The sequence below is a fragment of the Micromonospora sp. NPDC057141 genome (assembly GCF_042670805.1).
GTDB lineage: Bacteria > Actinomycetota > Actinomycetes > Mycobacteriales > Micromonosporaceae > Micromonospora.
This window is the reverse complement of the sequence record NZ_JBHUVA010000013.1, coordinates 49,184-73,696: the sequence shown is the minus strand read 5'-3', so window position 1 is coordinate 73,696 and position 24,513 is coordinate 49,184. Positions and strand designations below refer to the sequence as shown.

The window sequence follows — 24,513 nt, the reverse complement described above, 5'->3', positions numbered from 1 at the left end:
CCGGATTTTTCTGATGAAGCGGAAGTGACCCACGAGGCGAAGCGGCAGGCCCGCGTGGAGCTGCTCGCCCGCCGCCGCGCGCTGCCCGCCCCGGCGCGGGCGGAGGCCGCGGCGCGCGTCCGGGCCGTGCTGACCGATCTGGTACGCCGGCTGCGCCCTGCCCGGATCACCGGGTACGTCCCTGTCGGCTCCGAGCCGGGCGGACCGGAGCTGCCGGAGGCGCTGCGCGCCGCGCTGCCGCCGGGTGGCGAGCTGCTGCTGCCGGTGCTCCGCGCCGACCTCGACCTGGACTGGGCGGCGTACACCGGGCCGGGCTGCCTGGTCGCGGCCGGCCGGGGCCTGCGGGAGCCGACGGGTCCCCGGCTCGGCCGGGCGGCGGTCGCCGGCGCGCGGCTGGTGGTGGTGCCCGCCCTGGCGGTGGACCGGCGCGGGCGGCGGCTGGGGCGCGGCGGCGGCAGCTACGACAGGGTGCTGGCCCGGGTCGGCCCGGATGCCCTGACGGTGGCCCTGCTGCACGACGGCGAGTTGGTCGCACGCCTGCCCGCCGAGCCGCACGACCGGCCCGTCCGCGCGGTGGTGAGCCCCGCCGGCGGGCTGCGTACGCTGAGGGGCGACTCCGTGTCGGTCCCGGCACTTCCGCTGGACGAACCCGGGTCCGATGACGCACCATTGGCACTCGAATGAGTCGAGTGCCAACCGGCCGTGCCAGATCCGGAGGAGACCGTGCCCACGTACCAGTACGCCTGCACCGAGTGCGGCCAGCAGCTCGAGGCGGTGCAGTCCTTCTCTGACGAGCCGCTGACCGAGTGCCCGGCGTGTGCGGGGCGGCTGCGCAAGGTGTTCAACTCCGTCGGCATCGTCTTCAAGGGCTCGGGCTTCTACCGCACCGACTCCCGCTCCGGCTCGGACGCGGCCAAGAACGGCTCGAGCAAGCCGGCCGGGTCGGACTCGTCCACCGGCGGCGACTCCGGCTCGTCGAGCACGTCGGGCGGTTCGTCGGCCGGGTCCTCGGCATCGTCGGGGTCCTCGGGCTCGACCGGGTCGTCGGGCTCCTCGGGCACGTCCTCCTCGGGCGGCGCGGCCAAGGCACCCGCGGCGAGCGGTTCCAGCGCCTCCTGACCGCGCGCCTTGGCAGGCGCCTCCTGACCGCGCGCCTTAGCAGATCATCGGGTCGGTCGGGAGTTGTCCACAGGCGGCCCGGTTGTCCACAGGTCCCGCCCCGACCCGGGCGGGACGCACCCCGCGCGGCCTAACCTGCTGTTCCCGGCGCCACCGTGGCGCCGGGCGGGCGGGAGGGCCGGATGGGAAACGCCGGGGCGGACACCGGATCACTGCGGCCGATGCGCCGGCCCCGCCTGCCGGGGCGGGCGACGCTGCTGCGCGCCACGCTGGTCGCCGTCCTCCTCGGGCTCGCCGCGGCGGTCCTGCAGACGCCGTCCGGCTGCCTGCCACCGGCCGGCCACCGCTCCCCCGGCCCGGCCGCGCCGCCCACCGGGGCGACTCCCGGCCCCGGCGCGCCGCCGTCCGCCCTGCCGCTGCCCGACGGGGCGGTCGGGGTGCCGATCCGGCTGGCCGAGCCGGCCGCGCTCGCGGTCGTCCGGCCGGGGGCCCGGGTCGACCTGCTCGCCGTGCCTGCCGGCCGGCAGGGCGGCGAGGCCGACCTGCTGGCACCCCGCGCGTTGGTGCTCGACGTGGTCGGGGCCGGCACGACGGACGGCTCCTCGGCGCTCTACCTGGCACTGCGGCCGGAGCAGGCGCAACGCGCCGTCGGGCTCCCGGAGGGCAGCCGCTTCGCGATCGTGGTGCGGGGGTGAACGGCCAGGGACGGGTGGCCGGCGAGCACGGCGTGGACCTCTCCTCGGTCAACGGCAGTCCTCGGCCGAGCGGCCGGCGGTCAGCTCCAGTGCGGCGGGCGTTCGGCGAGCAGCCAGTCGTCGTTGCCGCCGGACGTCTCGCCCCAGCCCCGGTCCGTGTCGTCGGCCGTCTGCTCGGGCAGCACCACGAAGTCCTCACTCAGGTCGACGGCGCGGTCGTCGTCGCCGCGCGCCTGCGCCCCCGGGTCGATGCTCACGAGCGGCAAGACTACCCGGGTTCCGGCCGCGTCCGGCCGGCCACCCGGCCGGACGGTTGGTAGCGTCGTTCGGCGTGACCACGCCCAGCGGTGACCGCCCCGAGGACGACTACTGGCGCCGCCCGCCGGACCCGGCCGGCGGCGGCGCGACCGACGGCCAGATGCCGCGCCCACCGGGCCCCGGCCCGGTGGGCGTCGACCTGTCGACCAGGTACGGCGGGCCACCGCCCACCACCCCGCCGCCGCCCGGCTGGCGTCCCCCGCTGCACGTGCAGGCCGCGCCACCCCGCCTGCTGCCACCGCAGGACATGGCCGGGCTGGACGCGGTCGAGCAGCGGGCCCAGCACGTCACCTGGGGCCTCGGCGCGGTCGCCGGAGTGGTGCTGCTGGCCCTGCTCTGCCTGCTCTGCTCCCGGGCGTTCCGCTGACCCGCGCCGTCCGCCCGGCCGCGTCGGCTCAGAGCACCTTGCCCCAGGCCGCCTCGGCGCCGGAGTCGCCGGTGAGGAAGACGTAGACCAGCGAGGCCACGCCCAGCACGACCACCACCACCGTCAGCAGCAGGGGCACCCAGGACGGCAGCCGGGAGACCCGGTCGCCGTTGCGGGTCACCAGCAGCAGGGCGATGGTGGCCACGGCGAGCCCTACGGTGAACAAGACCAGCATCTCCGCGTACTCGGAATGCTCATGGATCTGCGCGAGCAGGGCCGGGTCGAAGCCCTTCTCCTCGAACGCCTCCTCCAGGGCCTCGCCCGTCTGGTCCGACACCAAGGTGACGACCGGGGTCAGCACCGCGAGGCCGGCCACCGCCCAGCCCAGCCGGGGACGCCACCTCGGCACCAGCCCGTACGCGCTGGCCAGCAGCGCGAGCAGCGGCACGAACACCACCGCCGCGTGAATCACCAGGATGTGGCTTGGCAGCCCGTTGATCTCCCTGAACACCGACACCTCCGACGTGGACGCGGTCCCTGCGGCGTCAGCGTACGCCCACCTCAGGGGGGTGTGGCCCGGGCCACCCTGGTCAGGCGCTCGCTTGTCGGCCGGCGCCCCCCGTGCTGTCATTGACCTCATGTCCGGTGGCGAGGAACTGCTGCGGTCGAGGGGCCTGCGGGTCACCCGGCCGCGTCTCGCCGTGCTGGACGTCCTCGCCGCCGGCGGCCATCTGGAGGTCGACGAGATCACCCGGCGGGTGCGGGAACGCCTCGACTCCGTCTCCACCCAGGCCGTGTACGACGTCCTCGGCGCGCTGTCCCGCGCCGGGTTGTCCCGCCGGATCGAGCCGGCCGGCAGTCCCGCCCGGTACGAGGCGCGGGCCGGCGACAACCACCACCACGTGGTCTGCCGGGGCTGCGGCGAGATCGCCGACATCGACTGCGCGGTCGGCGAGCGGCCCTGCCTCGACCCGAACATCGCCCACGGCTTCGAGGTGGACGAGGCGGAGGTCACCTTCTGGGGGCTCTGCCCCGCCTGCCAGGCCCGCCGCCGCGCCGACGACTGACAGCCGCCGTCCCGCCGCCCGCCTGGCCCTCAGGGTCAGTCGCGACGGTCCATCGCCGCCCAGGGGTCCTTGCCCGGGGTCTGCAAGCCCGTCGGGCAGGTGCGGCGGTAGTCGCACCAGCCGCAGCGCGGCCCGGGCTCGGCCGGGAAGGCGTCGTCCGGGTCCGACCCGTCGGCGACGGCCCGCTCGGCGGCCATGATGTCCCGCGCCGTCTCCTCGGCGCGGGTGACCTGCCGGGCCAGCGACTCGGCGGTGTGCTCGTGGGCCGCGACCGTGCCGCTGGGCAGGTGGTGCAGCTCGACCCGGCGGCACGGCCGGCGGAACACCCGCTCGGCGGCGTACGCGTAGAGGGCCAGCGCCTGCGAGCCGCGCGCGTCGTCGGCGTCCAGCCCCATGCGGCCGGTCTTGTAGTCGACGATGACCAGCTCCGGCCCGCTCTCGCCTTGGCGGGAGTCGATGCGGTCGGTGCGCCCGTTGAACGCCAGCACCGCCGTCCTGACCGCCACCACCCGCTCGACGCCGACCGGGTCGGCCTGCGGATCCAGCGTCTCGACGTAGGACTCCAGCCAGGCCAGCGCCCGCCGGTACGCGTCGCGCTCCTGCTCGTCGTCGCGGAACCCGTCGCGCACCCAGGTGCCCCGCAGCAGCCCGGCCAGCGCCTCGGCGCGGCGACGGGCGACGGGCAGGGCATACCAGTTCTTCAGGGCGTTGTGCACACTCGCACCGAGCGAGTTGTGGGCCCACGGCGGGCCCTTCGGCGGCGCGGGCCGGTCCACGTACGAGTAGCGGTAGCGGCGGGGGCAGTCGGCGTACGCGCCGAGCTTGCTGGGGGTGCAGACGAACAGCCGCTCCGGCATGCCGTCGAAGCCGAGCTGCTCGGGCTGGGCGGCCTGGCGGGACTGGGCGGGCTGGCCGGCGCGGGGGCGCGGGGCCCGGCCCGCCCCGGCGGCGGGTCGACCGGCGGGCCGGCCGGATGAGGAGGCTGGTCGCACCCCGCGATCCTGCCACCCCGGTACGACAGCCGGGCCGACCCGGTCGGCGGGTCGCGCCGCCGGATCAGGCGCGCCCGCGCACGGGGCTCAGGTCGTGGTCGTGTATTGGGTGACGAAGGCCGCGATGGCGTCGGCGATGAGCTGCACCGCGATCGCGGCGAGCAGCAGGCCGGCGATCCGGGTGAGCACCTCGATCCCGCCCGGGCGCAGGATCTTGACGATCCCGCCGGAGAAGCGCAGCACCACCCAGACGGTGAGCATCACCGCCACGATGGCCGCGGCGATGGCGCCGTAGTCGAGCGCCCGGTCGGCCTGCTGGACGAAGAGCATGGTCGCCACGATCGCGCCCGGCCCGGCCAGCAGCGGGGTGCCCAGCGGCACCAGGGCGATGTTGGAGGTGGCCTGCTGGGTGGGGTCGTCGGCCTTGCCGGTCAGCAGCTCCAGGGCGACGAGGATCAGCAGCAGCCCGCCGGCCGCCTGGAGCGCCGGCAGGTCGACGTGCAGGTACGCGAGCAGGGTCTGCCCGGCCACGGCGAAGACCACGATCACCCCGAGCGCCAGGGCAACCGCCTGCCAGGCGGCCTGGTTGCGGTCCCGGGCGGGCAGGGGGCCGGTGAGCGCGAGGAAGATCGGCATCATGCCCGGCGGGTCGACGATGACCAGCAGGGTCACGAAGACCTCACCGAAGAGCTTCAGATCCACCCGGAGAGGGTAGCCGCGCAGGTGGAGGCGGATCAGGCCGAAGCGACGGGGGTCACGCCGGTGGCCTCGGCCACGATCCGCCCGTACGCCTCGGGCGAGGTGGTGAACGCGCCCAGCCGGACGGTCTTGTGCGTGCCGTGGAAGTCCGACGAGCCGGTGACGAACAGACCCAGCTCGGCGGCGAGCGCTCGGACGTGCGCCCGCTCGGCCGGGGTGTGGTCCTCGTGGTCGGCCTCCAGGCCGGCGAGCCCGGCTGCCGCCAGCTCGACGATCAGCTCGTCGGGCACGATCCGGCCCCGCCGGCTCGCCTTCGGGTGGGCGAAGACGGGGACGCCGCCGGCGCCCCGCACCAGCCGGACCGCCCGGAACACGTCGATGTCGTCCTTCGGCAGCCGGTACCGTTCGCCCAGCCACTGGGGCCCGAACGCCTCGGTGGTGGTGGCCACAAGCCCGGCGCGGATCAGCGCCTGGGCGATGTGCGGGCGGCCCACCGTCCCCCCGCCCGCCCCGGCCAAAATCTGCGACCAGCTCAGCTCGACGCCGTCGGCGCGCAGCAGCGCGACGATCCGTTCCCCGCGCACCTCGCGGGCGGCCCGCACCCGCGCCAGTTCCGCGCCCAGCTCCGGCTCCGCCGGGTCGAAGAGGTACGCGAGCAGGTGCAGCGCCACCGGCGGGTCCGCGCCGTGCCAACGGCACGAGAGCTCCGCGCCCCGGACCAGGGTGAGCCCGGGGGGCAGCGCGGCCACGGCGGGCGCCCACCCGGCGGTGGTGTCGTGGTCGGTGATCGCCAGCGCGTCCAGGCCGGCGTCGGCGGCGGCCCGGACCAGCTCGGCCGGCGTGAGGGTGCCGTCGCTGGCCGTCGAGTGGGCGTGCAGGTCGATCCGGGCGGCGGCCGGCACCGGGGGCGGGGTCATCGCCCGACGCTATCGGTGACGTCGGCCGGTCAGGGGGCCGGGCCGGTGACGACGACCGGCCGGGCGGCCGGCTCGATGCCGGCAACCGGGCTGGCGGCGGCCTGCTCGCCGGCGACCACGCGGTCGGGCCGCACCGGCACCAGCCCGCCCCGGGCGTCCACATACCAGGCGGTGCCCGCCGGCGTCCAGGACACCGCGCCGGCCAGCGTCGGGCCGGCTGGGCTGGCGACCGGCGTGCCGTCGAGGGTGGCGAGGTCGACCAGGAGCGCCCCGATGGCGCCGGACGAGCCGGTGCGGCCGTTCAGCAGCAGCCAGCGGCCGTCGGCGGAGACCCCGCCGAGCCCGTCGGAGCTGAGGGCCGGCCCGCAGGCCGTACGGATCGTCGCCAGAGCCCGGGCGGGGTCGAGCAACGCCAGGCAGGGGCGTCGGGGCGTGCCGGCGGTGACCAGGCCGACGAGCCGGCCGTCCGGCAGCGCCCCGTGTACGGCGAGCACGTCGCGCCAGCCGTCGGTGGGGAGCCCGCCCGTGGCCGGGTGCCAGAGCGCGTACCCGGATCGGGCCGGATCGCGGCGCACCAGGACGGAGTTGCCGGCGAAGCCGACCGGGACGGCCGCGCCGGGTGCCGCCGTGCCGGCGACCGCGACGAGCTTGTCGCCGACGATCCCGGCGAGGGAGAGCCGGTCGCCGTCGCGCCAGGCCACCTGGCCGCCGTCGGGGGCGACGGCGATCGCCTCCGCGCCGGCGAGCAGCACCCGCGTGCTGCCGTCGCGGTGCACGGACAGCAGGGCCCGGCCGGCGACGGTGGGCGCGCCCACCACCAGCCAACCACCCCTGTCCGGTACGCGCTGCGCCCGGTCGGCGTCGGCCACCCCGAGAGGGATGTTCGTGTTCCCGGTGGTGTACAGGGTGCCGTCGACGACCAGGTCCACCGCGCCGCCGGCCGGCCCGAGGGCCGGTCGGGGCGATCCGCCCGACGGGCTCGGCACCGGTTCCGGGGCCGGCCAGGCGGCGTCGCGCGGGTCGCCGAGCACCACGGTCGGCGTGGTGGGCTGGCCCGCCTGCGGGCTGAGCTGCACCACGCCGGCGCTGACCAGCACCGTGGCCACCCCGGCCAGGGCGGTGCCGGTGAGGACCCGGCGACGGCGGGTCCGGGTGGCCCGCCGGATGGCCAGGCCGGCCGGGTCAACGGTGCACGGAAGCGGCGCGGCGGCCTGCCGGAAGAGGGTCTCCCGGACCGCGCGCTCCAGCTCGTCCGCCGTCACGACTGTTGGACGCGCGGGAACGGGCGTCCGGTTGTCACCGGGACCGGCCACCCCACTCACCTCCGCTCCGCGCCGATGGCCTCGGCCGGCACCGCGCGCGGGGCGCCACCGGCCGGGGCCGGACGGGGCGCGGCCGGGGCCGGACGGGGCGCGGCCGGGGCGGCCTGCCGGTCGGGCCGGGTGCGGGCGGCGTCGGCGGGCCGCGGCCGGGCCCGGATGTCGGACCGGTTGCCCGCCCGCCCGTCGGGCCTCGGCTCCGCCGCAGCGTCGGTCAGGTCGAGGGCCGCCTGTGCGCCCAGCCGTCGGCGCAGGGTGGCCAGCGCCCGGGAGGTCTGGCTCTTCACCGTGCCCGGGGATATCTCCAGCAGCGCGGCGGTCTGCGCCTCCGACATGTCCTCGTAGAAGCGCAGCACCAGCACCGCCCGCTGCCGGCTGGGCAGCGCCCTGAGCTGCCGCCACAGCACGTCCCGGTCGAGCTGCTGCTCGATCTCGTCGACCCCGGCCCGTTCGGGCAACACCTCGGTCGGCCGCTCACCGTGCCAGCGTCGCCGCCACCAGCTCGTCGACGTGTTGACCATGACGCGGCGGGCGTACGGCTCGATCGCCTCGATGCCGCCGAGCCGCTTGCAGGCCAGGTACGTCTTGGTCAGCGCCGTCTGGAGCAGGTCCTCGGCCGTGGCCCAGTCTCCGGTGAGGAGGTACGCGGTGCGCAGCAGCGCACCGGAGCGGGCCGCGACGAACTCGCGGAACTCCTCCTCCAGCGGGTCTCTTGCGGCCACCACTCACCTCCCGCACCCCCGTGCCTGCAAGGCAGGTTGTCATGCCGGGGCAGGACGGGGCGACGGCGGAAGGTGCGGCGTTTCTCCGATGTTCGGACGGAAAGCGTCACGCCCCGTCGTCGGCCTTGGCCTCGTCCGCCTCCTTGCCCAGCCGGGCCTCGACCGCCTGCGGCTCGTACATCTCCTCGACGACGCGCAGGTAGAGCTCGTTCGGGTTGGGCAGGTTCTTGATCTCACGGAGCGCCTGGTCCTGGCCGGCGGACTCCAGCACGAACGTGCCGTAGTTGAGGGCGCGACCGGTGGGGCTCTGCTCGTATTTCATGTCGGTGACCCGGGCGAGCGGCATCATCGCCACCTTGCGGGTGATGATGCCGTTGACCACCATGACCCGCTTGTTGGTCAGGATGAACCGGTCGTACCACCAGTCGGCGACCTTCCAGGCCACCCAGCCCATCACGGCGAACCAGAGCAGCACCGCGATGGTGGTCAGCGCGCCCACGTCCCGCCCGGCGAGGAAGCCGGAGAGGTAGCCGAGGACGAAGGTCGCCCCGATGCCCACCAGGATCGGCGTGGTCAGGTGGATCCAGTGCCGCTTCCACTCTCCCCGGTAGCGCTCGGTGGGGAAGAGGTAGCGCGCCACCAGTGAGCTGGGCTCGTCCTCCAGCGGCAGAACCCGTCGGGGGCCGAGCGGCATCCCGGAGGCGTCGACCCGCAGCCCGGCGAGCTCCTCTTCGGAGATCTGCGGCGGCTGGTAGTCGGCCTCCGGGTCACGGACCCAGGCCCGCCCGGAACGCGCCTGGCCCGCGAAGGGGCCGTCGCCGTAGCCGGCGTCGTCGGAGAAGGGCGGGCCGTCGGAGAATCCCGGCCCCTGGCCGGGGCCCGGCACGTCGTCGGGCCGGACCCGGGGGATCGGCTCCGTGTCTCGGTCCCGGCGCTCCCGGTCGGGGTCGTCGGGGTCGAACGGCGGACCGGAGGGGCTGCCCATCGGCGGTTAGGCGATGAGGCTGGTGAAGAAGTCGCCGAACCCCTGGGCGATGTCCATGATGCCGCCGCCGATCGACTTGAAGACGTCTGCGGCGGAGTTCGGCCGGTACGCAACAAAGAAGATCAAGAATGCGATACCGGCCCAGGTGAGGACCTTCTTGACCATGGCGGGCCATCCTCTCGCGCGGCGCCGGGTCCGTTTACCGCAGCGGCACCCAGAGTATCAGTAAGGTGTCGTACAGTGAATCTCTGCGTCCGTTCTCCGACAGAACGGGAGACTTTCCAAGCCAGTCGGCTCGTCAGGCCTTCCCGTGCAGGTATGGAGACGGAGCGCCGTACACGAGCTCGGACGGCGTCCACTCTGTGAGGTCGTGCAGCTCCACGTCCTCGGCGAGCAGATGTCCCGCGCTCGCTGGCCAGGCTATCGCATGAAGCCACAATCCCCGAGCCTCGCCGGCGTACGCGCTTCGATCCGTCGGAGAATTCACGAGCCATAGTGGAGTCGGGTGGCCGGCGACACGGATCCTGGCCTGCCCGACATGCCCCGGATGCCCGGGGCCCGGATCATCCAGCGCCTCGGCGAGTTGCGGGCCCGGGTCGGGACCGGCCATGCCGGCGAACCGGGTGCCCAGCCCGACGCCCGGCTCCTCGGCCACGAACACCAGGTCGGCCGGGCCGCCACCGAGCGGCTCGGGCCCGGCGAAGGCCACGGCGGTGGCGCGCACGCCGCTGCGCTCGTCCCCGGCGTACGCCACGCCGGTGAGGGTCCAGCCGGGCGGCAGCGGCCACGGACACCAGACCGGCGTGGCGGGGCCCTGGGCGGACCCGGCGGCGGCGACCCGGCCCACCACGCTGGCCACGATCTCCGCGCCGATGTGCTCGGGCACGTGCAGCGGCGGCACCGGACTGCAGCGCGGGCAGCGCCACTCCGTGTGCATCAGGCCCGGCTCCCGGACGGATCCACCACACCTGGGGCAACTCACCGCGACACTCACGTTTCCACCGTCGCCCCGGCTCGACCCACAGTCAAGTGGAGCGGCCATTTCCCCGGCGCGTCGCGGTGCGCCGGCACCCCGCCACGCCCGCCTGACCTGGTTCGGGAGGCGGCCGGCCCCGCCACGCCGTGCGCCGGCGACCCCGCCACCCCGCCGACCGGCCCCGCCACCCCGCCGACCGGCCCGCCATGTCGCCGACATCGGGCGATCCGGCGCCCGGGACACCGCTATGTCGCCGACATGGCGGCACGATCCGACCGGGCGGGGCAGACGGGCGGGGCAGACGGGCGGGGCAGGCCCGCTGGCGGGGCGGGCGGGCCAGGACGGCGGCGGGTCAGGACGGCGGCGGGCCGGCGTGGGCGCGGATCCAGGCGTGCATGGCGATGCCGCTGGCCACCCCGGCGTTGATCGACCGGGTGGAGCCGTACTGGGCGATCGAGTAGAGCTGGTCGCAGGCCGCCCGGGCGGCGTCGGACAGTCCCGGACCCTCCTGGCCGAAGATCAGCGCGCAGCGGCGCGGCAGGCTCGTCGTCTCCAGCGGCCGGGAGCCGGGCAGGTTGTCGATGCCCACCACCGGCAGGTCCCGGCCTGCCGCCCAGGCGGCGAAATCCTCGATCGTCTCGTGGTGCCGGACGTGCTGGTACCGGTCGGTCACCATGGCGCCCCGCCGGTTCCACCGTCGCCGCCCGACAATGTGCACCTCGGCGGCGAGGAAGGCGTTGGCGTTGCGGACCACGGTGCCGATGTTGAGGTCGTGCTGCCAGTTCTCGATCGCCACGTGGAAGTCGTGCCGGCGCCGGTCGAGGTCGGCCACCACGGCCTCCCGCCGCCAGTACCGGTACCGGTCCACGACGTTGCGCCGGTCGCCCTCGGCGAGCAGCTCCGGGTCGTACCGCGGGTCGTCCGGGGCGTCGCCGGCCCACGGTCCCACGCCGACGTCGAGCTGATCACCGGTCACAGTCTGCAGAGGATACGGCCGCCCCGAACCGCCGGGTGCGGCGCGGAGGCAGCCGCCGGGTCGGGCCAGGTCAACACAGGTCGAGGGCACCGCCGAGCCGGTCCAGGAAGCTCCGGTCGTCCGGCGTGGCAGCCGCGCCCGCCGGGGCCCCGGCGGTGGCCCGGCGGACCCGGGCCGCCACCGACTGCACCCACTGCCGGTACGCGGCCGAGTCGGCGGGATCGGCCCGCCGGTGCAGCACCCGGACCGTGGCCCGGCAGGCGGTCAGCAGGTCGACCGGGCCGGTGCACCGGTCGGCCGCGTCGGCCGACCCGCCGTCCCGGGCGTAGCTGACCCCGCCGTCCCGGGCATAGCCGGTCGCGTCGTCCCGGGCGTAGCCGGTCGCGTCGTCCCGGGCGTAGCCGGTCGCGTCGTCCCGGGCGTAGATGGCGGCGACCACGGCGCGGACCAGGTCGCTGTCGGAGGCTCGCCCGGCGGCCACGGCGTCGAGGCCGGCCAGCCCGGCGGCGACGCCCCGGGACGGGTCGCCGGGGGCGGGCGCGGCGGCGGCCACGAGCACCCGGCCGGGAAGGCCGGTCAGCAGGCCCCACTCGGCGGCGGAGTAGGCGGCGGTGGTCAGCGGTGCGGCGCGGCGGCCGGCAGAGGGCGGCTCTCCGGCGACGGAGTGGCTCATGGGGACCTCCGGCGTCAGCATATGACCCCGTACGACGCGGTCGGGCCCCTTCCCGGCAACCGCGCGGCAAGGGGCCGGGGGCCGGCGGCGTGCGGGAGGGGTCAGCGCGGCTCGGGGAAGCTGGGCCGCTCCGGGTCGACGCCCTCGGGCACGGTCGTGGCCGCGTACGCCCGCTTGGGGACCATGACCCGGCGGCGGAAGACGCAGACCATGGTGCCGTCCTGCTTGTAGCCGCGGGTCTCCACCGACACGACGCCCCGGTCGGGCTTCGACTCGGACTCGCGCTTGTCCAGGACGGTGGTCTCGCCGTAGATGGTGTCGCCGTGGAAGGTCGGGGCGACGTGCCGCAGGGACTCGACCTCCAGGTTCGCGATGGCCTTGCCGCTGACGTCGGGCACGGAGAGGCCGAGCAGCAGGGAGTAGACGTAGTTGCCGACCACCACGTTGCGGCCGAACTGGCTCGCCGACTCGGCGTAGTGCGCGTCGAGGTGCAGGGGGTGGTGGTTCATGGTGAGCAGGCAGAAGAGGTGGTCGTCGTACTCGGTGACGGTCTTGCCCGGCCAGTGCCGGTAGACCGCGCCGACCTCGAACTCCTCGTAGTAGCGGCCGAACTGCATCGGTGTCCCTTCACGGGGGGGCGACGGAGTTCGGGCCAGCATGCCTTATCGAGGGTTAAGGCGACGCCGGGGGCGCGGGCGGCCGAGGAAATGTCACACCGGCGGCGCACCCGGGGGGAGACGCAATGAGCGGCGGGGCCCTCCCCGGCACCCGCCGCCCACGCTCTGATGGGGAAGATTCTGCCCCACGCCGAGGCCCGACCAACAGAGACCGACGTCACATTTATCCTTTCGTAACAATACGAAGAGTGACGATCATGAAGTGTGGGAGCGATCTCCGCAGGTCGAATCGGCGCTAGTCAGGCATCAGATCATCGAAGTTGATCAGCAATCTGGGCGCCCACCTGTGGAAACGCTCCCATCACGTCCGGTCACGCAAATGCGTCATGCATGTGCACCCGGCAAGGACGCCAGCAACAGATATGAATCGATACGATGGCACCCCGTCCCCGACCCTCGCCGAGTTTCGGAGGCGGACGCCCGGGAATTCGACGGGCTCCGTCCTGGTTCCAGGAGGCGTACGTGATTCCGCGGTGATCGGAGAGTCCACATGGCAACCGTTGAGCTGACCACGGCGAACTTCGACGAGGTGACGGCCGGCGACGGCATCGTCCTCGTCGACTTCTGGGCCGAGTGGTGCGGCCCGTGCAAGCGGTTCGCCCCGGTCTACGAGCGCTCCTCCGGCAAGCACCCGGAGATCGTCTTCGGCAAGGTCGACACCGAGGCCCAGCAGGAGCTCGGCGCGAAGTTCGACATCCGCTCGATCCCGACGATCATGGCGATCCGGGACGGCGTGATCGTCTTCGCCCAGCCGGGGGCGCTGCCCGAGTCGGCCCTGGAGAACCTCATCGAGCAGGTCCAGGGCCTCGACATGGACGACGTCCGCAAGAAGCTGGCCGAGCACAAGCACTGAGCGCGCCGGGCGCTACCGAGCCCACGCCAGCCGGCCGGCCGGGCCCCCACACCGGGGCCCGGCCGCCGCGGCGGCACCGCCCTACGTCACCGGTACGGCCGGGGCACGCCGTCCGACGGAGGGACCCGAAGGGGCCCTTCCATCCCGTACCGTCGGAAACCGATGGAAACGCTGACCCGCCGGGGCCGGGGGGCCCGACTGGCCGCCACCACGCTCGGCCTCGCCGTGCTGCTGGCCGGCACCGCCTGGGGCATCGACGACGACTTCCCGTTCGGGCCGTTCCGGATGTACTCCACCTCCGACCCGCCGGACGCCCCCGCCCCCGACACCCGGATCGAGGGCGTCGACCGCACCGGGGCCGTGGTCGACCTGGGGCAGGACGCCACCGGCATCCGCCGGGCCGAGATCGAGGGCCAGCAGAGCCGGTACGTCGAGGACCCCGCCCGGCTGCGTCGGGTCGCCGACGCGTACGCCGAACGCCATCCCGACGCCGCCGCGCTGGTCGAGGTGCGCATCGTGATCCGCTGGTACGGCATCGCCGACGCCCGGCCGACCGGGCGCTGGACGGACGAGACCGTGGTCAGCTGGCGGGCGGACGGGTGACGCACTGGCTCACCGAGGCGGTCCCCCGGGGCCGGGTGGCCGCCTTCCGCACCCTGGTCTACCTGTTCGTCGCCGCCGACCTGGTGTTCTTCACCCCCTGGGTACGCGCCCGCGCGAGCGTGCCCGGCGACCTCTACCAGCCGCTGCTCGTCGGGCGGGTGCTCCCGCTGCCGACCCCCACCCCGGCGCTGGTCGGCGCGATCTTCTGGGTGCTGCTGGCCCTCGCCCTGCTCGCCGCGACCGGCCGGGCCCACCGCCTGCTCGGCTGGTCGGTCTTCGCGCTCTACCTGGAGTGGATGATCATCGCGATGAGCTACGGCAAGGTCGACCACGACCGGTTCGGCCTGCTCGTCGCGCTCGCCGCGCTGCCGACCGCCGGCCGGGCCCGGCATGGCGACCCGACCCGCACCGAGGCCGGCGGCTGGGCGCTGCGGGTCACCCAGATCGCGGTGATCTGCACCTACTTCCTGGCCGCCTTCGCGAAGTTCCGGTTCGGGGGTCTCGACTGGGCCACCGGCTCGGTGCTCGCCAAGGCGATCATCCGGCGCGGCACCGACCTGGCCGACCTGATCGCCGGCGTGCCCTACCTGCTGCTCGTGGCGCAGTTCGGCATCCTCGCCTTCGAGCTGCTCAGCCCGGTGGTCTTCGTGCTGCCGCCACGCTGGCGGCTGGCCACGGTCGGCTTCTTCTACTCGTTCCACCTGGTCACCATGGCGACGATCACCATCTCGTTCGCCCCGCACCTGGTGGCCATGGCCAGCTTCCTGCCGCTGGAGCGGGTACGCCCGGTCGCCTGGCTGCGGCGGGCCGGCCAGGGCGGCCCGGCGGGGCGGCTACGCGGGGGTGGGCCGCCGGGGCGGCCCGGCCAGCTCGACGATCAGCCCCTCGCAGCTGCGGGCGACGACCTCCGCCCCGCGCCGCTGCACCAGCCGTAGGGTCGGGTCCTCCGCGCGTTCCCGCCACCGCCGCTGCGCGTCCACGGCCAGCTCCCACAGCTGCCGCACGGTCGCGTCGTGCTCCGCCCCGAGCCGGGCGGCCGGTTCGACGCCCTCGCCGCCGACCAGCCGCTGCGCCTCGGCGGCCCAGTCGGCGTCGAACCCGACCCGCCCCGCGCGCAGCGCCGCGAGCAGGCGCAGCTCCGCGAACCCGTGCGCGCCGGCCACGATCCGCTCGACGGCGCCGAGCAGCTCGCCGGTGCCGGGGCCGGGCTCCGCGCGCAGCAGCTCCTCCACGGCCATCAGCGCCGACCGGGCCTTCAGGGTGCCCTGCCGGTCCACGAAGAGGCGGTTGACCGACTCCCGCAGCTCGGTGAGGCCGCTGCGCCGGATCAGCTCGGTGGAGAGCTTCACCCGGCTGTCGCAGCCGGTGCGGACCAGTGTGGTGGCCAACCGGACGCCGAACAGCCCCAGCCGCTCCAGCAACGCGGCCCGCGCGTCGGCGGCGAGGCGTACGGGCAGCCCGGCCGCGACGAACCGGTCGGCGGAGAGGAGGTGCGCCTCCAGCTCCGGGCGGGGCACCCGGGCCAGCGCCGCCAGCGCCGCGAAGTCCGCCTCGCCCAGCGTCCGGCCGGCCAGGCCGACGGTGCCGCTGCACGCGAGCGCGTGCACGCAGCGCGCGGCCACCTGGGGGTCGCGCTGCTGCCGCCGGACGAGCTGCCGGGCCGTGAGCAGCGCGTCGATCCGCCCGCCACCGGTCTCGTCGGCCCGCGAGCGCACCAGGAGCACGTGCACCGCCGCAGCCTGGCCGACGATCCCGTCCCGCTCGGACTCCAGCGCCCGCAGGTCGCTGTCGCGGCCGTCGCGGGTCAGGTAGAGCAGGGCGTCCGCGTCCCGCAGGGCCCGCTCGACCACCGGGGTGCGCCCCCGCTCGTCCGGGTCGGTGACGGCGGGCGTGTCGATGAGGGTGAGCTGCCGCAGGGCCCGGGTCGGCCACCGCACGACGACGTCCCGCAGCTCGCCGGGCCGCCACCCGACCCCGTCCACCCGCAGGCCGGTCGCCGACCGGGTGACCGCCAGCTCCTGCGGCACGCCGTCGGTCGACCAGGCGGTGGCGCCCGGGGCGGGCCCGTCCTCGTACCAGGTGAAGGTCTCCTCGCCGTCGACCCCGGCGACCGGCGCGACCTGCTCCCCCATGATCGCGTTCAGCAGCGTCGACTTGCCGGACCGCCACCCGCCGGCGACGGCGACCCGCAGCGGCTCCTCCAGCCTGGCCAGCTCGTGCCGCAGCCGGTCGACGGCCCAGGGATGGTCCCGGTAGTGGTGCAGGGCCTCGTGCAGCAGGGCCCACACCGCGTCCTCCAGCCCCCGCCCGGACGTCATGCGGGGTGCTCCAGCAGCACCGGGCCGGTGCCGCGACCCGCCGTCAGCCCCTGGGCCTGCTCGTGCAGCCGGGCCAGCCGGGCCATCCTCGCCCGGATCTCCCGCTGCCGGCGGTCACGGGCCGCGGCGTCGGTGTCGGCGGCCTGCTTCGCGCTGCGCAGCGACTCGACGATGCTCTCCTGGAGCTCCTCGGTCAGCGCGGTGAAGTGGTTACGCAGCAGCCGCTGCACCTGGCGGGCGGTGTCCCGGCAGTCCTTCGTCACGCGGAGGAAGAACTCGTCGACGTGCCGCTGGACCGCCGTCTTCGCCGCCGACTGGCGGTGCCGCAGGTGCTGCCGGCTCTCGTCGCGGATGGCCTTGCCCCCGAGCAGCGCGCCGAACCCGACCGACACCGGATTGATCATCGGCATTCCGGCCAGGGTCAGCGCGAGCCCGCACATCAGCATCCCACCGTACGAGCCCTTCATGCCGCTGAGCACCTTCTGGGTGACGGTGAACCGGTCGATCGCCGGCCGCTCGAAGTGCGGCAGCCGCTCGGCGAGGTCCTCCGGCACCGACATCGACCACGGGGGCAGCGCGTCGTGGCCGTACCGTCCGAAGTGGGCGGCCACCCGGCGGGCGGTCCAGTCGCAGCGGCGGACCAGCCACTCGTGGTTCTCCCGCGCCGCCGCCGCGAGGCTGCGCGCCAGCCACGACTCGAAGACGTCCCAGCCGGTCAGCGGGTCGGCCGTGTCGAACGCCGTGTCGACCTCGCGCAGGATCTGCCGGGTCCGCTCCCGCAGGTCGTACTCGATGTCGGAGAGCAGGTCGGTCATCTCGTCCGACAGCGTGTTCTGCCAGCGGGTGGAGCAGCGCCGCAGCTCGTCCACCTCGCGCTGGGCGGCGTGCAGCCGGGAGATCGGCCCGGCCTGCTCCTCGACCTGTTGGCTGTCCAGCTCGGCGCGCAGCGGGGCGGCGAGCTGCTCGATGACGGTGCGGGCCAGCATGGTGACCGACGTACGGGCCAGCGCGTCGCCCTTGCCGGCCAGGTCCCGGCGGAGCCGGGCGATCAGCACGGGGAAGCCCGACTCGGCGTTGAGCGGGTGGTCGTCGGCGACCGCCGCCCGCAGCCGCAGCGCCGCCGAGACCGGGATCAGCGCGGCCGGCACGCCGGCCTCGTGCAGGTGCCGCCGGTTGCGCTCGGCGACCGCCCGCCAGTCGGGCACGAGGTCCGTCTTGGTCTGCACCACCGCCACGTTCGGGTGTGACCGGGTGAGGTGCAGCAGCATGTTCAGCTCGGCGACGGAGAGCTCCCGGGTGGAGTCGGAGACCAGCAGGACGAGGTCGGCCCGGTGCAACGCGGCCTCCGGCGTGCCGGTGGCGGGGGTCGTGCCGTCGCCTGCCGGGGTGTCCACGAGCACCAGACCGTCGGCGAGCAGCGCCCGGGGCACGCCCACCTCGACGTGGGCCGGGCCGCCGCCGGGCGGGAAGGTCCCGGCGACCCCGGCGGCGAGCCGGTCCAGCGGCAGCGGCGTCCGCTCGGCGGCCGGGGACACGGCCGGGGCCGCCGCGAGGGGCGCGACGGAGGACCCGGCGGAGGCGGGCGCGACGGTGCCGTCCGGCCCGGTGGGCCGCTCCCGCTGAACCGGGTGCCGGACCACGGCGGCGCAGGCCGTCTCGGCGTGCCGCACCACCGTCGGCAGGACGGTGGTGCGGCCGTCGCCGACCGGGCAGACCTGCGCGGTGACGACGGCGTTGACCAGTTGGCTCTTGCCCTGGCCCGGCTCGCCGACGACCAGCACGCGCAGCGCCGGGTCGAGCAGCTGGACCCGTTTGTGGTGGACCGTGCGGAGCAGGTCGGCCCGCCCGTGGGCGGTGCAGGTGCGGGCGATCTCGTCGAGCACGTCCAGCCAGATTCCCGCCATCACGGGACCAAGTGTGCTGATTGCGGAAAAATTATCAAGAGGATGTGAACGATGGGGCGGGCCGGAGCACCCCCCGAGCCCCGGCCCCGCCCGCCACCGAGGCCGTTCAGAACAGCCCGTCACCCAGCCCGAGCAGGCCGGAGTCGCCACCGGCGGGCGCGCCGGCGTGGCCGCCGATGCCGCCGGTCACACCACCGGTGATGTCACCGACCGCTCCCGTCGCACCACCCAGCGTCCCGGAGAGCGTGCCGTCCACGTGGTCGGTCAGCCCCGACACGGTGCCGGGCACGTCGACCGGCGGTACCACTCCGCCCGCCCCGCCCGGCAGGCCCAGCCCGCCCAGTCCGCCCAGTGCGCCGTCGACGCCGATCGAGTCGATGAGGCCGCCGACCTGACCGTGGACGCCGGGCAGGACGCCGTCGAGGTCCCCGTCGAGCAGGCCGGCGTCGTCGAGGGCGCCCGGGGCCGGCGTACCCAGCAGGCCGCCGACCTGGTCGGTGACGCCCCCGACCACCGGATCCACGCCTGCGTCGACGCCCGGCACCACCCCGTCGTCGAGGGTGTGGGCCACGTCGCCCACCCCGGTCAGGTCGGTGTCCAGGCCGCTCCGCCCGACGCCCAGCCCGACCCCCGGCAGCACCGTTACCCCGGCCGAGACCGTGGCCGGGTCCACGGCGATGGTGCCCAGCACCCCGGCCTTGACGTCCACCCCGGCGGAGGAACCGGTGACGCCGAGCTGCTGGGCCACCTGCTGCAACTGGCCCACCGCGTCGGTGGCGTCGGCCGGCAGCGGGTCGAGGCCGAACTGCGCCACCGGCGCCAGCGACGTGAGGCCCTGCACCGGCGCGTAGTCGACCACCAGCGGCACCACGTCCTGGACGTCGGCGGCGGTGATGTCGTGCAGCCCGGCCGCCTGCAACGCGCCCTCCGGGTCCAGGTCGAAGGCCGACCGGGCATCGGGGTCGGTCAGCAGGTTGAGCACGAAGTCGTGCAGGGTCTGGTTCGGTTCCATGTGCCGCTTCTCCTCGGACGTGTCGCCGGCGTCGACGGGACGTCGACAGTGACCGGCGTCGACGGACGTCGACCGTGACCGGTGACGCTACGGACGGAGCCGACGACGGGCATCGGGGATCGGCCCGAAACCGCCCCCGCCCGATCGGGGCCCCGCCCCCGCCGTCCGTTAGGGGGATGGGGGGAATCCGGCAGCCCGAAGTTAGGGACCCGGTTCAGCTTCGTTCTCTGGTACGAACGTATGAACCCACGGGGTATGCCGGGCCGGGTCACCGCACGGTCCCGACACCGCCGCCGCCCGGCCAACTCCTGGTGAGGAAGAGACGATGCCGTACGTCCTGGGAATAGACATCGGAAACACCACCACCGCCGCCAGCGTCGCCCGGCGGTGGGGCGGCGACTGGGCGCAGCCCGAGGCCCTCGCGCTGGGCGCCGGGTCGGCCACCGTCGCCTCCGCGCTGCGCCTGTCCGCCCACGGTGGCCTCACGGTCGGCGGGTCCACCGGCGACGGTGGCGGCCGGACCGTACGCGGCTTCGTCCGCCGCGTGGGCGACGACGTCCCCGTGGTGCTCGGCGGTGAGGCGTACCCGCCGCAGACCCTGACGGCGGTGCTGGCCGGCTGGGTGGTGGAGCAGGTCCGGGCGGCGGAGGGCGGCCCGGCCGAGGCCGTCGTGGTCAGCCATCCGGCGGGCTGGGGCCCGCACCGGCGGGAGCTGCTGCGGCGGGCGCTGTGGGAGTTCGAGGTGCCGGGGGTGACGCTGCTGCCCTGCCCGGTGACGGTCGCCGAGGGGCACGCCGCGCAGGGCTTCACCGGCGACCTCGCGGCCGTGTACGCCCTCGGCGGGGACACCTTCGAGGGCGCGCTGGTCCGCCGGAACGCGGACGGCACGTACGCGACCCTCGGCCTGCCGCAGGGCCTGCTCGGCTGCGGCGGGGCCGAGTTCGTCGCGGAGCTGACCGACCACGTCCGGGCCGTGCTGGCGCGGGAACTGTCCGCCCTCGACGGGCAGCAGGCGGACGCCGCAGCGCGGGCACTGCCGCCGGCGTGCGAACGGGCCGCGCACGAGCTGTCCGTCGCCCCGCAGACCGACGTGCTGCTGGATCTCCCGACCGGGCCGGCGCGGGTGCCGGTGAGCCGCGCCGAGTTCGAGGAGATGATCCGACCGGCCGTACGGGCGACCGTCGACCTGCTGCTGCGGGCCGTCCACAGTGCTGGGCTGGAGCCGGCGCGACTCGACGGCGTCCTGCTCGCCGGCGGCGCCACCCGGGTCCCGCTGGTCGCCGAGCTGCTCGGCGCGGCCCTGCCGGGCCCGGTGGCGGTCGCCCCGGACCCGCAGCTGGTCGCGGCGGCCGGGGCCGCGCTGGCCGCCTGCCAGGTGGTCGCCCCCCGGCCCCGCCCACCGGCCCCGGAACGCGGGGCCGAGCCGGTGGAGGCCGGCGGTGTGCGGGCCGCCGCGCGGGTGAGCGGGGCGGCGGCGGTGCCCCCAGGGCCGGGAGGCGGACGCGACGGGCATGGCGACGGGGGGCTTCCGGACGTGCCACCGCCCCGGCCACCCGTCCGGATCGCCCCACTGGAACTGCCGAGAGCGTCCCGCCTGGCGTCGCTGCGACGGCGCGGACGCGAGGGAAGCGTACGATGATCATGAATGTCGAGCGCCCGCTGCTGCTCAGCCGGGAGCGTCGGTCCCTGCTCGACCGGCTCGCCGCCGACCCGGCCGCGCCGGTCGCGCTCGGCGTCACCGGCCTGGGTGGCCACGGCAAGACCGCCCTGCTCGGCGAGGTGGCGCGCCGCTGCCGGCAGGCCGGGCAGACCGTGCTGACCACGGTGCCGGCGACCGCCGAGCCACCCGAGCCCGGCAGCGTGCTGCTGGTCGACGACGCGCACCTGCTCGACGACGCGCGGCTCGGTGCGCTCCGCGCGCTGGTGGACACCGGCCGGCACCGGATCGTCGTGGGCTACCGCCCCTGGCCGCGGTGCGCGCCGCTGGTCGAGCTGGTCGACGCCCTGCGCCGGCAGGCGGAGCCCGTGCTGCTCGTCCCCTTCACCCCGGCGCAGACCGCCGCGGTCTGCGCCGCCGCCGCGCCGGAGCTGGTCGGCCGGGCCGACCTGGCCGACCACGTGCAGGCACAGACCGCTGGGGTGCCCCGGGACGTGGACCGGCTGGTACGCGGGCTGTCCGCCACGTCGGGCTCGACCCCGCCGGCCACACCGGGCCCGGGCGAGCCGGCGTCGCCGGACGAGCCGCCGCAGTCGGTCCTCGTGGAGTTCGGGCCGGACCTGGACCGGCTGACGCCGGACGCCCGGTGCCTGCTGCTCGCGCTCGCCGCCGGCGTACCCCTGACGGTCGACCTGCTCGGCGCGCTGCTCGACCGGACGCCCGGCGCGGTGGCCGAGCTGGTCACCTCGACCCGGGCGGCGGGTCTGCTCACCGCCGACCACCGGATCGCACCGCTCGTCCGCCACGCGGTCGTCGCCCTCAGCCCGCCCACCGACCGGACGGCGGTCTGGCACCGGCTCGTCGACCAGCGGCTGGCCCGGGGCGGCACGGTCCTGCCGCTGATCTCCTCGCTGCGGGCCGTCGGCGCCCTCGGCGACTGCCCGGTGCCGGCGCTGCGGGCGGCGGCGGAAGAAGCGCTGGCGGAACAGCCGGCGCTGGCGGCCGAGCTGTTCGCCGCCGCCACCGCCGCCGGCGGCGGGTCCGCACCCGGCCGCCAGGCCGTCGCCGCGCTGCTCGCCGGCGACCTGGACACCGCCCTGCGGCTGGCGGACCGGCTGCTCACCGGCGCCGCGCCGGACGACCGCGCCGAGGCGGCGGCCGTCGCCGCGACCGCCCTGGCGCACCGTGGCCAGGTCGGTCGCAGCGTGGAGCTCTACCGGTGGTCCGGCACCCCCGCCGCGTCGGCCTTCGCCGAGATCGGGTCGCTCGCCACCGCAGCAGCGGTCGGCGGCGCCGCCGGGCCCGGGCACCCGTCGGGCGGCGGCCCGCCGACACTGGGGGCCGGCGCGGCACGGTTGATGGCCGAGGGGGTCCGGGCCAGCATCGACGGTACGCCCACCACCGCGCTGTCCACGCTGGTGCAGGCGGCGGCCCTGCTGGAACCGGACGGCCGCACCGTGCTCCTGCCCGACAGCCCCGCCGCACTGGCCGCGCTGACCGCGATGCACTGCGCGGAGCTGGACATCGCCGAGCGGGTGCTCGACCGGGCCACCGCCAGCGGGATCGGCGGACCCTTGTTGGCGCGCCGCCACCTGCTGCTGCGGGCGTGGATCCTGATGCTGCGGGGGCGCACGGCCGCCGCAGCCGGGGCCGCCGCGGCGGCGACCACCTCGGGCGGCCCGCTGGAGTCCCGCGACCTGCTCTTCGCCACGGCGCTGGAGCTGGGGGTGGCCCGACGCAACAGCGACCTCGGCGCGCTGCAGCGCGGTTGGGGGCACGCGCTCGACGCCGTGGTCCGGCACCCCGTCGACCTGTTCACCCTGCTGCCCCTCGGCGAGTTGGCCATCACGGCGGCCCGGCTGGGCGACCTCGATCGGCTCGAGCCGCACCTGCACCAGGCCCGGGCGCTGCTGGGCCGGCTCGGCGACCCCGCATTGTGGAGCGCGCCGCTGCACTGGAGCGAGCTGCATGCCGCGATCCTCGCCGACCGGCCCGGCGCGGCAGAGCAGCACGTGGCGGCCCTGACTGCCGTCGCAGACCGCAGCCGGTACGCGGCGGTCGCCGCCACCGCCGCCGCGAGCTGGGTGGACGTGCTCCGGGGCACGATCGACCCCGCCCGGGTCGAGGCCGCCGCCCGTGGCCTGTACGACGCGGGATACTGCTGGGATGCGGCCCGGCTCGCCGGGCAGGCCGCCATCCGCACGTCGAACCGGCGGGCGATGACCGCCCTGCTGGACTGCGCCCGGGTGTTCCAGGGCCGGCACGCGGGAGCGAAGGGCGCGCCCACCGGGGGGAGAGGCGCGCCCACCGGCGCGAAGGGCGGGCAGCGGCCCCCGGCGGGCGGGGCGGCCCTGCCGGCCGCCGCCGAGGTCGACGCCGTGCCACGCAGCGAGCTCAGCGAGCGCGAGCACGAGGTGGCCGAGCTGGTGCTGGCCGGGTTGACCTACCGCGAGATCGGCGACCGGCTCTTCATCTCCGCGAAGACCGTGGAGCATCACGTGGCCCGGATGCGGTCGCGGCTGAACTGCGCCAACCGCACCGAACTGTTGGCCCTGCTGCGCACCCTGGTCGCCGAGCGGGTGGCCGTGGCGGCCGGTGGGGCGTGGCGGGAACGGACGACCCCATGACGACGACCTGCCCGGCCGCGCCGCCCGGCCACGGACCGGCCATCGCCGGATCGGGTGCCACCGGGCTGGCTGCCACCGGGCTGGCTGCCACTGGACCGGGTGCCGCCGGACCGGCCGCCCCCGCCACCGGATCCGCAGGCGCGGCGGACGGGAGCGACGCCCTCATGCGGGCACTGGACGCGCTGGTCGACCGGGTGCCCGGGGCCCACGTCGCCGTGCTGCTCGCGCCCGACGGGCTCCGGCTCGGCGCTTCCCGGGGCACCGAGGAGGCGGTTGCCGAGCGGGTGTCCGGCATGGTCGCCGGCCTGTGGGCGCTCGGCGCGGCCGCAGCCCGACTCTGCGACGACGTCGAGGCACGGCAGATCGTCACCCGGATGGCGGGGGTGCTCCTCCACATCACCGGCGTCCGCACCGGCGTCGTCCTGGCCCTGCACACCTCCGGGCAGACCCGGGCGGCCGACATCGAATGCGAGGTGGCGCGCTTCGTGACGGAGGCCGACCGGCACCTGCCGGCGCGCCCGACGCCACCGCCCGTACCACCCGGGCCTGGTCCGGCGCACCCGACGCCACCGCCCGTGCCACCCGGGCCTGGGCCGGCGCACCCGACGCCGGGGCCGGTCGGGCCGGGACCGGCCGTCCGGGCCGGGAGCACCGCGCCCTGCCGGGCCCGGACGGCCCCCCGCGCGCCGGCCGGTAGGGCCGTCGTGCCGCCCGCCCCGCCGGCCCCGGGCGCGCCCGGCAGCGCGGCCGAATCCCGGCACCTCGACCTCGCCTCCCTGGTGCTGGCCCGGCCAGGGACGGGCCGGCTGCCCCGGCTCACCCCCGAGCAGGCGCGGATCATCCGGCGGTGCCGGCATCCGCTGTCGGTCGCCGAGATCGCCACCGACCTGGACCTGCCGGTGGGTGCCGTCCGCGGGCTGCTCGACGGGCTGCGCCGGGCGGGGCTGGTCGAGGTGCGCGACCTGCCGTCCCACGGCGGGCGGCCCTCGATGGAAGTGCTGGAGCGGCTGCTCACCGCGCTCCGGGCGTTGTGAGGA

Annotated in this window: 27 protein-coding genes; 11 read left to right on the top strand and 16 right to left on the bottom strand. The window is 75.9% G+C overall.

The window, feature by feature from the left end; all coding sequences use genetic code 11:
• The first annotated feature begins 24 nt into the window (after positions 1–24).
• From ACFT41_RS10925 to ACFT41_RS10915, 3 genes are all read left to right on the top strand, one after another.
• Positions 25–684, top strand: a complete 660-nt coding sequence (locus ACFT41_RS10925; protein WP_377582626.1) for a 5-formyltetrahydrofolate cyclo-ligase — start codon at positions 25–27, stop codon at positions 682–684.
• A gap of 18 nt (positions 685–702) precedes the next feature.
• A complete protein-coding gene (locus tag ACFT41_RS10920; protein WP_377582628.1) occupies positions 703–1,119 on the top strand; it encodes an FmdB family zinc ribbon protein in 417 nt (138 codons plus the stop codon).
• Positions 1,120–1,301: 182 nt separating this feature from the next.
• Positions 1,302–1,814, top strand: coding sequence for a flagellar biosynthesis protein FlgA (locus tag ACFT41_RS10915; protein ID WP_377582630.1), 513 nt, complete (start codon positions 1,302–1,304; stop codon positions 1,812–1,814).
• 80 nt (positions 1,815–1,894) lie between these two features.
• Here the strand turns inward: ACFT41_RS10915 and ACFT41_RS10910 are convergent, their stop codons facing one another.
• A complete protein-coding gene (locus tag ACFT41_RS10910) occupies positions 1,895–2,080 on the bottom strand; it encodes a hypothetical protein (RefSeq protein ID WP_074477079.1) in 186 nt (61 codons plus the stop codon).
• Positions 2,081–2,145: 65 nt separating this feature from the next.
• On the opposite strand from ACFT41_RS10910, the gene ACFT41_RS10905 reads away from it, so the two are divergent.
• A complete protein-coding gene (locus ACFT41_RS10905) occupies positions 2,146–2,499 on the top strand; it encodes a hypothetical protein (RefSeq protein WP_377582632.1) in 354 nt (117 codons plus the stop codon).
• Positions 2,500–2,527: 28 nt separating this feature from the next.
• On the opposite strand, the gene ACFT41_RS10900 is transcribed toward ACFT41_RS10905, so the two are convergent.
• Positions 2,528–3,010 (bottom strand): DUF2231 domain-containing protein, encoded by a 483-nt coding sequence (locus ACFT41_RS10900; RefSeq protein ID WP_377582634.1) that lies wholly within the window; start codon positions 3,008–3,010, stop codon positions 2,528–2,530.
• 127 nt (positions 3,011–3,137) lie between these two features.
• Here ACFT41_RS10900 and ACFT41_RS10895 point away from each other — a divergent pair, with 127 nt between their 5' ends.
• A complete protein-coding gene (locus ACFT41_RS10895; protein ID WP_377582636.1) occupies positions 3,138–3,566 on the top strand; it encodes a Fur family transcriptional regulator in 429 nt (142 codons plus the stop codon).
• Between the two features lie 35 nt (positions 3,567–3,601).
• Here the strand turns inward: ACFT41_RS10895 and ACFT41_RS10890 are convergent, their stop codons facing one another.
• From ACFT41_RS10890 to ACFT41_RS10840, 11 genes are all read right to left on the bottom strand, one after another.
• Positions 3,602–4,423: a RecB family exonuclease gene (locus ACFT41_RS10890; RefSeq protein ID WP_377582738.1), complete on the bottom strand. Its 822-nt coding sequence runs from the start codon at positions 4,421–4,423 to the stop codon at positions 3,602–3,604.
• A gap of 222 nt (positions 4,424–4,645) precedes the next feature.
• Positions 4,646–5,260, bottom strand: a complete 615-nt coding sequence (locus tag ACFT41_RS10885; RefSeq protein ID WP_377582638.1) for a MarC family protein — start codon at positions 5,258–5,260, stop codon at positions 4,646–4,648.
• A 32-nt stretch (positions 5,261–5,292) separates the two neighbouring features.
• Positions 5,293–6,174 carry a PHP domain-containing protein gene (locus tag ACFT41_RS10880; RefSeq protein ID WP_377582640.1) on the bottom strand — a complete coding sequence of 294 codons (882 nt, stop codon included), beginning with the start codon at positions 6,172–6,174 and terminating at the stop codon, positions 5,293–5,295.
• Between the two features lie 29 nt (positions 6,175–6,203).
• Positions 6,204–7,487, bottom strand: a complete 1,284-nt coding sequence (locus tag ACFT41_RS10875) for a hypothetical protein (RefSeq protein ID WP_377582642.1) — start codon at positions 7,485–7,487, stop codon at positions 6,204–6,206.
• 5 nt (positions 7,488–7,492) lie between these two features.
• Positions 7,493–8,215 (bottom strand): SigE family RNA polymerase sigma factor, encoded by a 723-nt coding sequence (locus tag ACFT41_RS10870; RefSeq protein ID WP_377582644.1) that lies wholly within the window; start codon positions 8,213–8,215, stop codon positions 7,493–7,495.
• A gap of 106 nt (positions 8,216–8,321) precedes the next feature.
• Entirely contained in the window at positions 8,322–9,200 is an 879-nt protein-coding gene (locus tag ACFT41_RS10865) for a PH domain-containing protein (protein ID WP_377582646.1), read from the bottom strand.
• 6 nt (positions 9,201–9,206) lie between these two features.
• Entirely contained in the window at positions 9,207–9,365 is a 159-nt protein-coding gene (locus ACFT41_RS10860) for a hypothetical protein (protein WP_165878125.1), read from the bottom strand.
• A gap of 133 nt (positions 9,366–9,498) precedes the next feature.
• Positions 9,499–10,242, bottom strand: coding sequence for a DUF6758 family protein (locus ACFT41_RS10855; protein ID WP_377582648.1), 744 nt, complete (start codon positions 10,240–10,242; stop codon positions 9,499–9,501).
• 286 nt (positions 10,243–10,528) lie between these two features.
• Positions 10,529–11,152, bottom strand: a complete 624-nt coding sequence (locus ACFT41_RS10850) for a TrmH family RNA methyltransferase (protein WP_377582650.1) — start codon at positions 11,150–11,152, stop codon at positions 10,529–10,531.
• Positions 11,153–11,222: 70 nt separating this feature from the next.
• Complete coding sequence (locus ACFT41_RS10845; protein ID WP_377582652.1) at positions 11,223–11,825, bottom strand: hypothetical protein; 603 nt, start codon at positions 11,823–11,825, stop codon at positions 11,223–11,225.
• A 101-nt stretch (positions 11,826–11,926) separates the two neighbouring features.
• The gene (locus tag ACFT41_RS10840; RefSeq protein WP_377582654.1) at positions 11,927–12,442 is read right to left on the bottom strand and encodes a MaoC family dehydratase; all 516 of its coding nucleotides are present in this window, start codon (positions 12,440–12,442) and stop codon (positions 11,927–11,929) included.
• 550 nt (positions 12,443–12,992) lie between these two features.
• Here ACFT41_RS10840 and trxA point away from each other — a divergent pair.
• The 3 genes from trxA to ACFT41_RS10825 all read left to right on the top strand — a co-directional run bounded on the left by trxA (position 12,993) and on the right by ACFT41_RS10825 (position 14,893).
• On the top strand, positions 12,993–13,355 hold the full coding sequence (gene trxA, locus ACFT41_RS10835; RefSeq protein ID WP_377582656.1) for a thioredoxin: 363 nt from the start codon (positions 12,993–12,995) through the stop codon (positions 13,353–13,355).
• Positions 13,356–13,517: 162 nt separating this feature from the next.
• Positions 13,518–13,958: a hypothetical protein gene (locus tag ACFT41_RS10830; protein WP_377582658.1), complete on the top strand. Its 441-nt coding sequence runs from the start codon at positions 13,518–13,520 to the stop codon at positions 13,956–13,958.
• A complete protein-coding gene (locus ACFT41_RS10825; protein WP_377582660.1) occupies positions 13,955–14,893 on the top strand; it encodes an MFS transporter permease in 939 nt (312 codons plus the stop codon). Before ACFT41_RS10830 ends, ACFT41_RS10825 begins: the two co-directional genes overlap by 4 nt.
• Here ACFT41_RS10825 and ACFT41_RS10820 read toward each other — a convergent pair.
• The 3 genes from ACFT41_RS10820 to ACFT41_RS10810 form a co-directional block, all read right to left on the bottom strand.
• Positions 14,792–16,276, bottom strand: coding sequence for a hypothetical protein (locus tag ACFT41_RS10820; RefSeq protein WP_377582662.1), 1,485 nt, complete (start codon positions 16,274–16,276; stop codon positions 14,792–14,794). The genes ACFT41_RS10825 and ACFT41_RS10820 overlap by 102 nt on opposite strands.
• Entirely contained in the window at positions 16,273–18,180 is a 1,908-nt protein-coding gene (locus ACFT41_RS10815; protein WP_377582740.1) for a dynamin family protein, read from the bottom strand. The genes ACFT41_RS10820 and ACFT41_RS10815 overlap by 4 nt, the downstream gene beginning before the upstream one ends.
• A gap of 106 nt (positions 18,181–18,286) precedes the next feature.
• Positions 18,287–19,192, bottom strand: a complete 906-nt coding sequence (locus ACFT41_RS10810) for an IniB N-terminal domain-containing protein (RefSeq protein ID WP_377582664.1) — start codon at positions 19,190–19,192, stop codon at positions 18,287–18,289.
• A gap of 325 nt (positions 19,193–19,517) precedes the next feature.
• On the opposite strand from ACFT41_RS10810, the gene ACFT41_RS10805 reads away from it, so the two are divergent.
• From ACFT41_RS10805 to ACFT41_RS10795, 3 genes are read left to right on the top strand one after another with little or no spacing between them, the layout of a single operon-like run.
• Complete coding sequence (locus ACFT41_RS10805) at positions 19,518–20,831, top strand: Hsp70 family protein (RefSeq protein ID WP_377582666.1); 1,314 nt, start codon at positions 19,518–19,520, stop codon at positions 20,829–20,831.
• Between the two features lie 2 nt (positions 20,832–20,833).
• Positions 20,834–23,476, top strand: a complete 2,643-nt coding sequence (locus tag ACFT41_RS10800; RefSeq protein ID WP_377613799.1) for a LuxR C-terminal-related transcriptional regulator — start codon at positions 20,834–20,836, stop codon at positions 23,474–23,476.
• Positions 23,473–24,510 carry a DUF742 domain-containing protein gene (locus ACFT41_RS10795; protein WP_377582670.1) on the top strand — a complete coding sequence of 346 codons (1,038 nt, stop codon included), beginning with the start codon at positions 23,473–23,475 and terminating at the stop codon, positions 24,508–24,510. The genes ACFT41_RS10800 and ACFT41_RS10795 overlap by 4 nt, the downstream gene beginning before the upstream one ends.
• Positions 24,511–24,513: the final 3 nt, after the last annotated feature.

Excerpts from the sequence above, each read along its gene's own strand:
- ACFT41_RS10840 (WP_377582654.1), bottom strand. The coding sequence starts at position 12,442 with ATGCAGTTCGGCCGCTACTACGAGGAGTTCGAGGTCGGCGCGGTCTAC.
- ACFT41_RS10815 (WP_377582740.1), bottom strand. The coding sequence starts at position 18,180 with ATGGCGGGAATCTGGCTGGACGTGCTCGACGAGATCGCCCGCACCTGC.
- ACFT41_RS10810 (WP_377582664.1), bottom strand. The coding sequence starts at position 19,192 with ATGGAACCGAACCAGACCCTGCACGACTTCGTGCTCAACCTGCTGACC.
- ACFT41_RS10915 (WP_377582630.1), top strand. The coding sequence starts at position 1,302 with ATGGGAAACGCCGGGGCGGACACCGGATCACTGCGGCCGATGCGCCGG.
- ACFT41_RS10800 (WP_377613799.1), top strand. The coding sequence starts at position 20,834 with ATGAATGTCGAGCGCCCGCTGCTGCTCAGCCGGGAGCGTCGGTCCCTG.
- ACFT41_RS10845 (WP_377582652.1), bottom strand. The coding sequence starts at position 11,825 with ATGAGCCACTCCGTCGCCGGAGAGCCGCCCTCTGCCGGCCGCCGCGCC.
- ACFT41_RS10865 (WP_377582646.1), bottom strand. The coding sequence starts at position 9,200 with ATGGGCAGCCCCTCCGGTCCGCCGTTCGACCCCGACGACCCCGACCGG.
- ACFT41_RS10820 (WP_377582662.1), bottom strand. The coding sequence starts at position 16,276 with ATGACGTCCGGGCGGGGGCTGGAGGACGCGGTGTGGGCCCTGCTGCAC.
- ACFT41_RS10855 (WP_377582648.1), bottom strand. The coding sequence starts at position 10,242 with ATGGCCGCTCCACTTGACTGTGGGTCGAGCCGGGGCGACGGTGGAAAC.
- ACFT41_RS10880 (WP_377582640.1), bottom strand. The coding sequence starts at position 6,174 with ATGACCCCGCCCCCGGTGCCGGCCGCCGCCCGGATCGACCTGCACGCC.
- ACFT41_RS10795 (WP_377582670.1), top strand. The coding sequence starts at position 23,473 with ATGACGACGACCTGCCCGGCCGCGCCGCCCGGCCACGGACCGGCCATC.
- ACFT41_RS10895 (WP_377582636.1), top strand. The coding sequence starts at position 3,138 with ATGTCCGGTGGCGAGGAACTGCTGCGGTCGAGGGGCCTGCGGGTCACC.
- ACFT41_RS10890 (WP_377582738.1), bottom strand. The coding sequence starts at position 4,423 with ATGCCGGAGCGGCTGTTCGTCTGCACCCCCAGCAAGCTCGGCGCGTAC.
- ACFT41_RS10805 (WP_377582666.1), top strand. The coding sequence starts at position 19,518 with ATGCCGTACGTCCTGGGAATAGACATCGGAAACACCACCACCGCCGCC.
- ACFT41_RS10860 (WP_165878125.1), bottom strand. The coding sequence starts at position 9,365 with ATGGTCAAGAAGGTCCTCACCTGGGCCGGTATCGCATTCTTGATCTTC.
- trxA (WP_377582656.1), top strand. The coding sequence starts at position 12,993 with ATGGCAACCGTTGAGCTGACCACGGCGAACTTCGACGAGGTGACGGCC.
- ACFT41_RS10830 (WP_377582658.1), top strand. The coding sequence starts at position 13,518 with ATGGAAACGCTGACCCGCCGGGGCCGGGGGGCCCGACTGGCCGCCACC.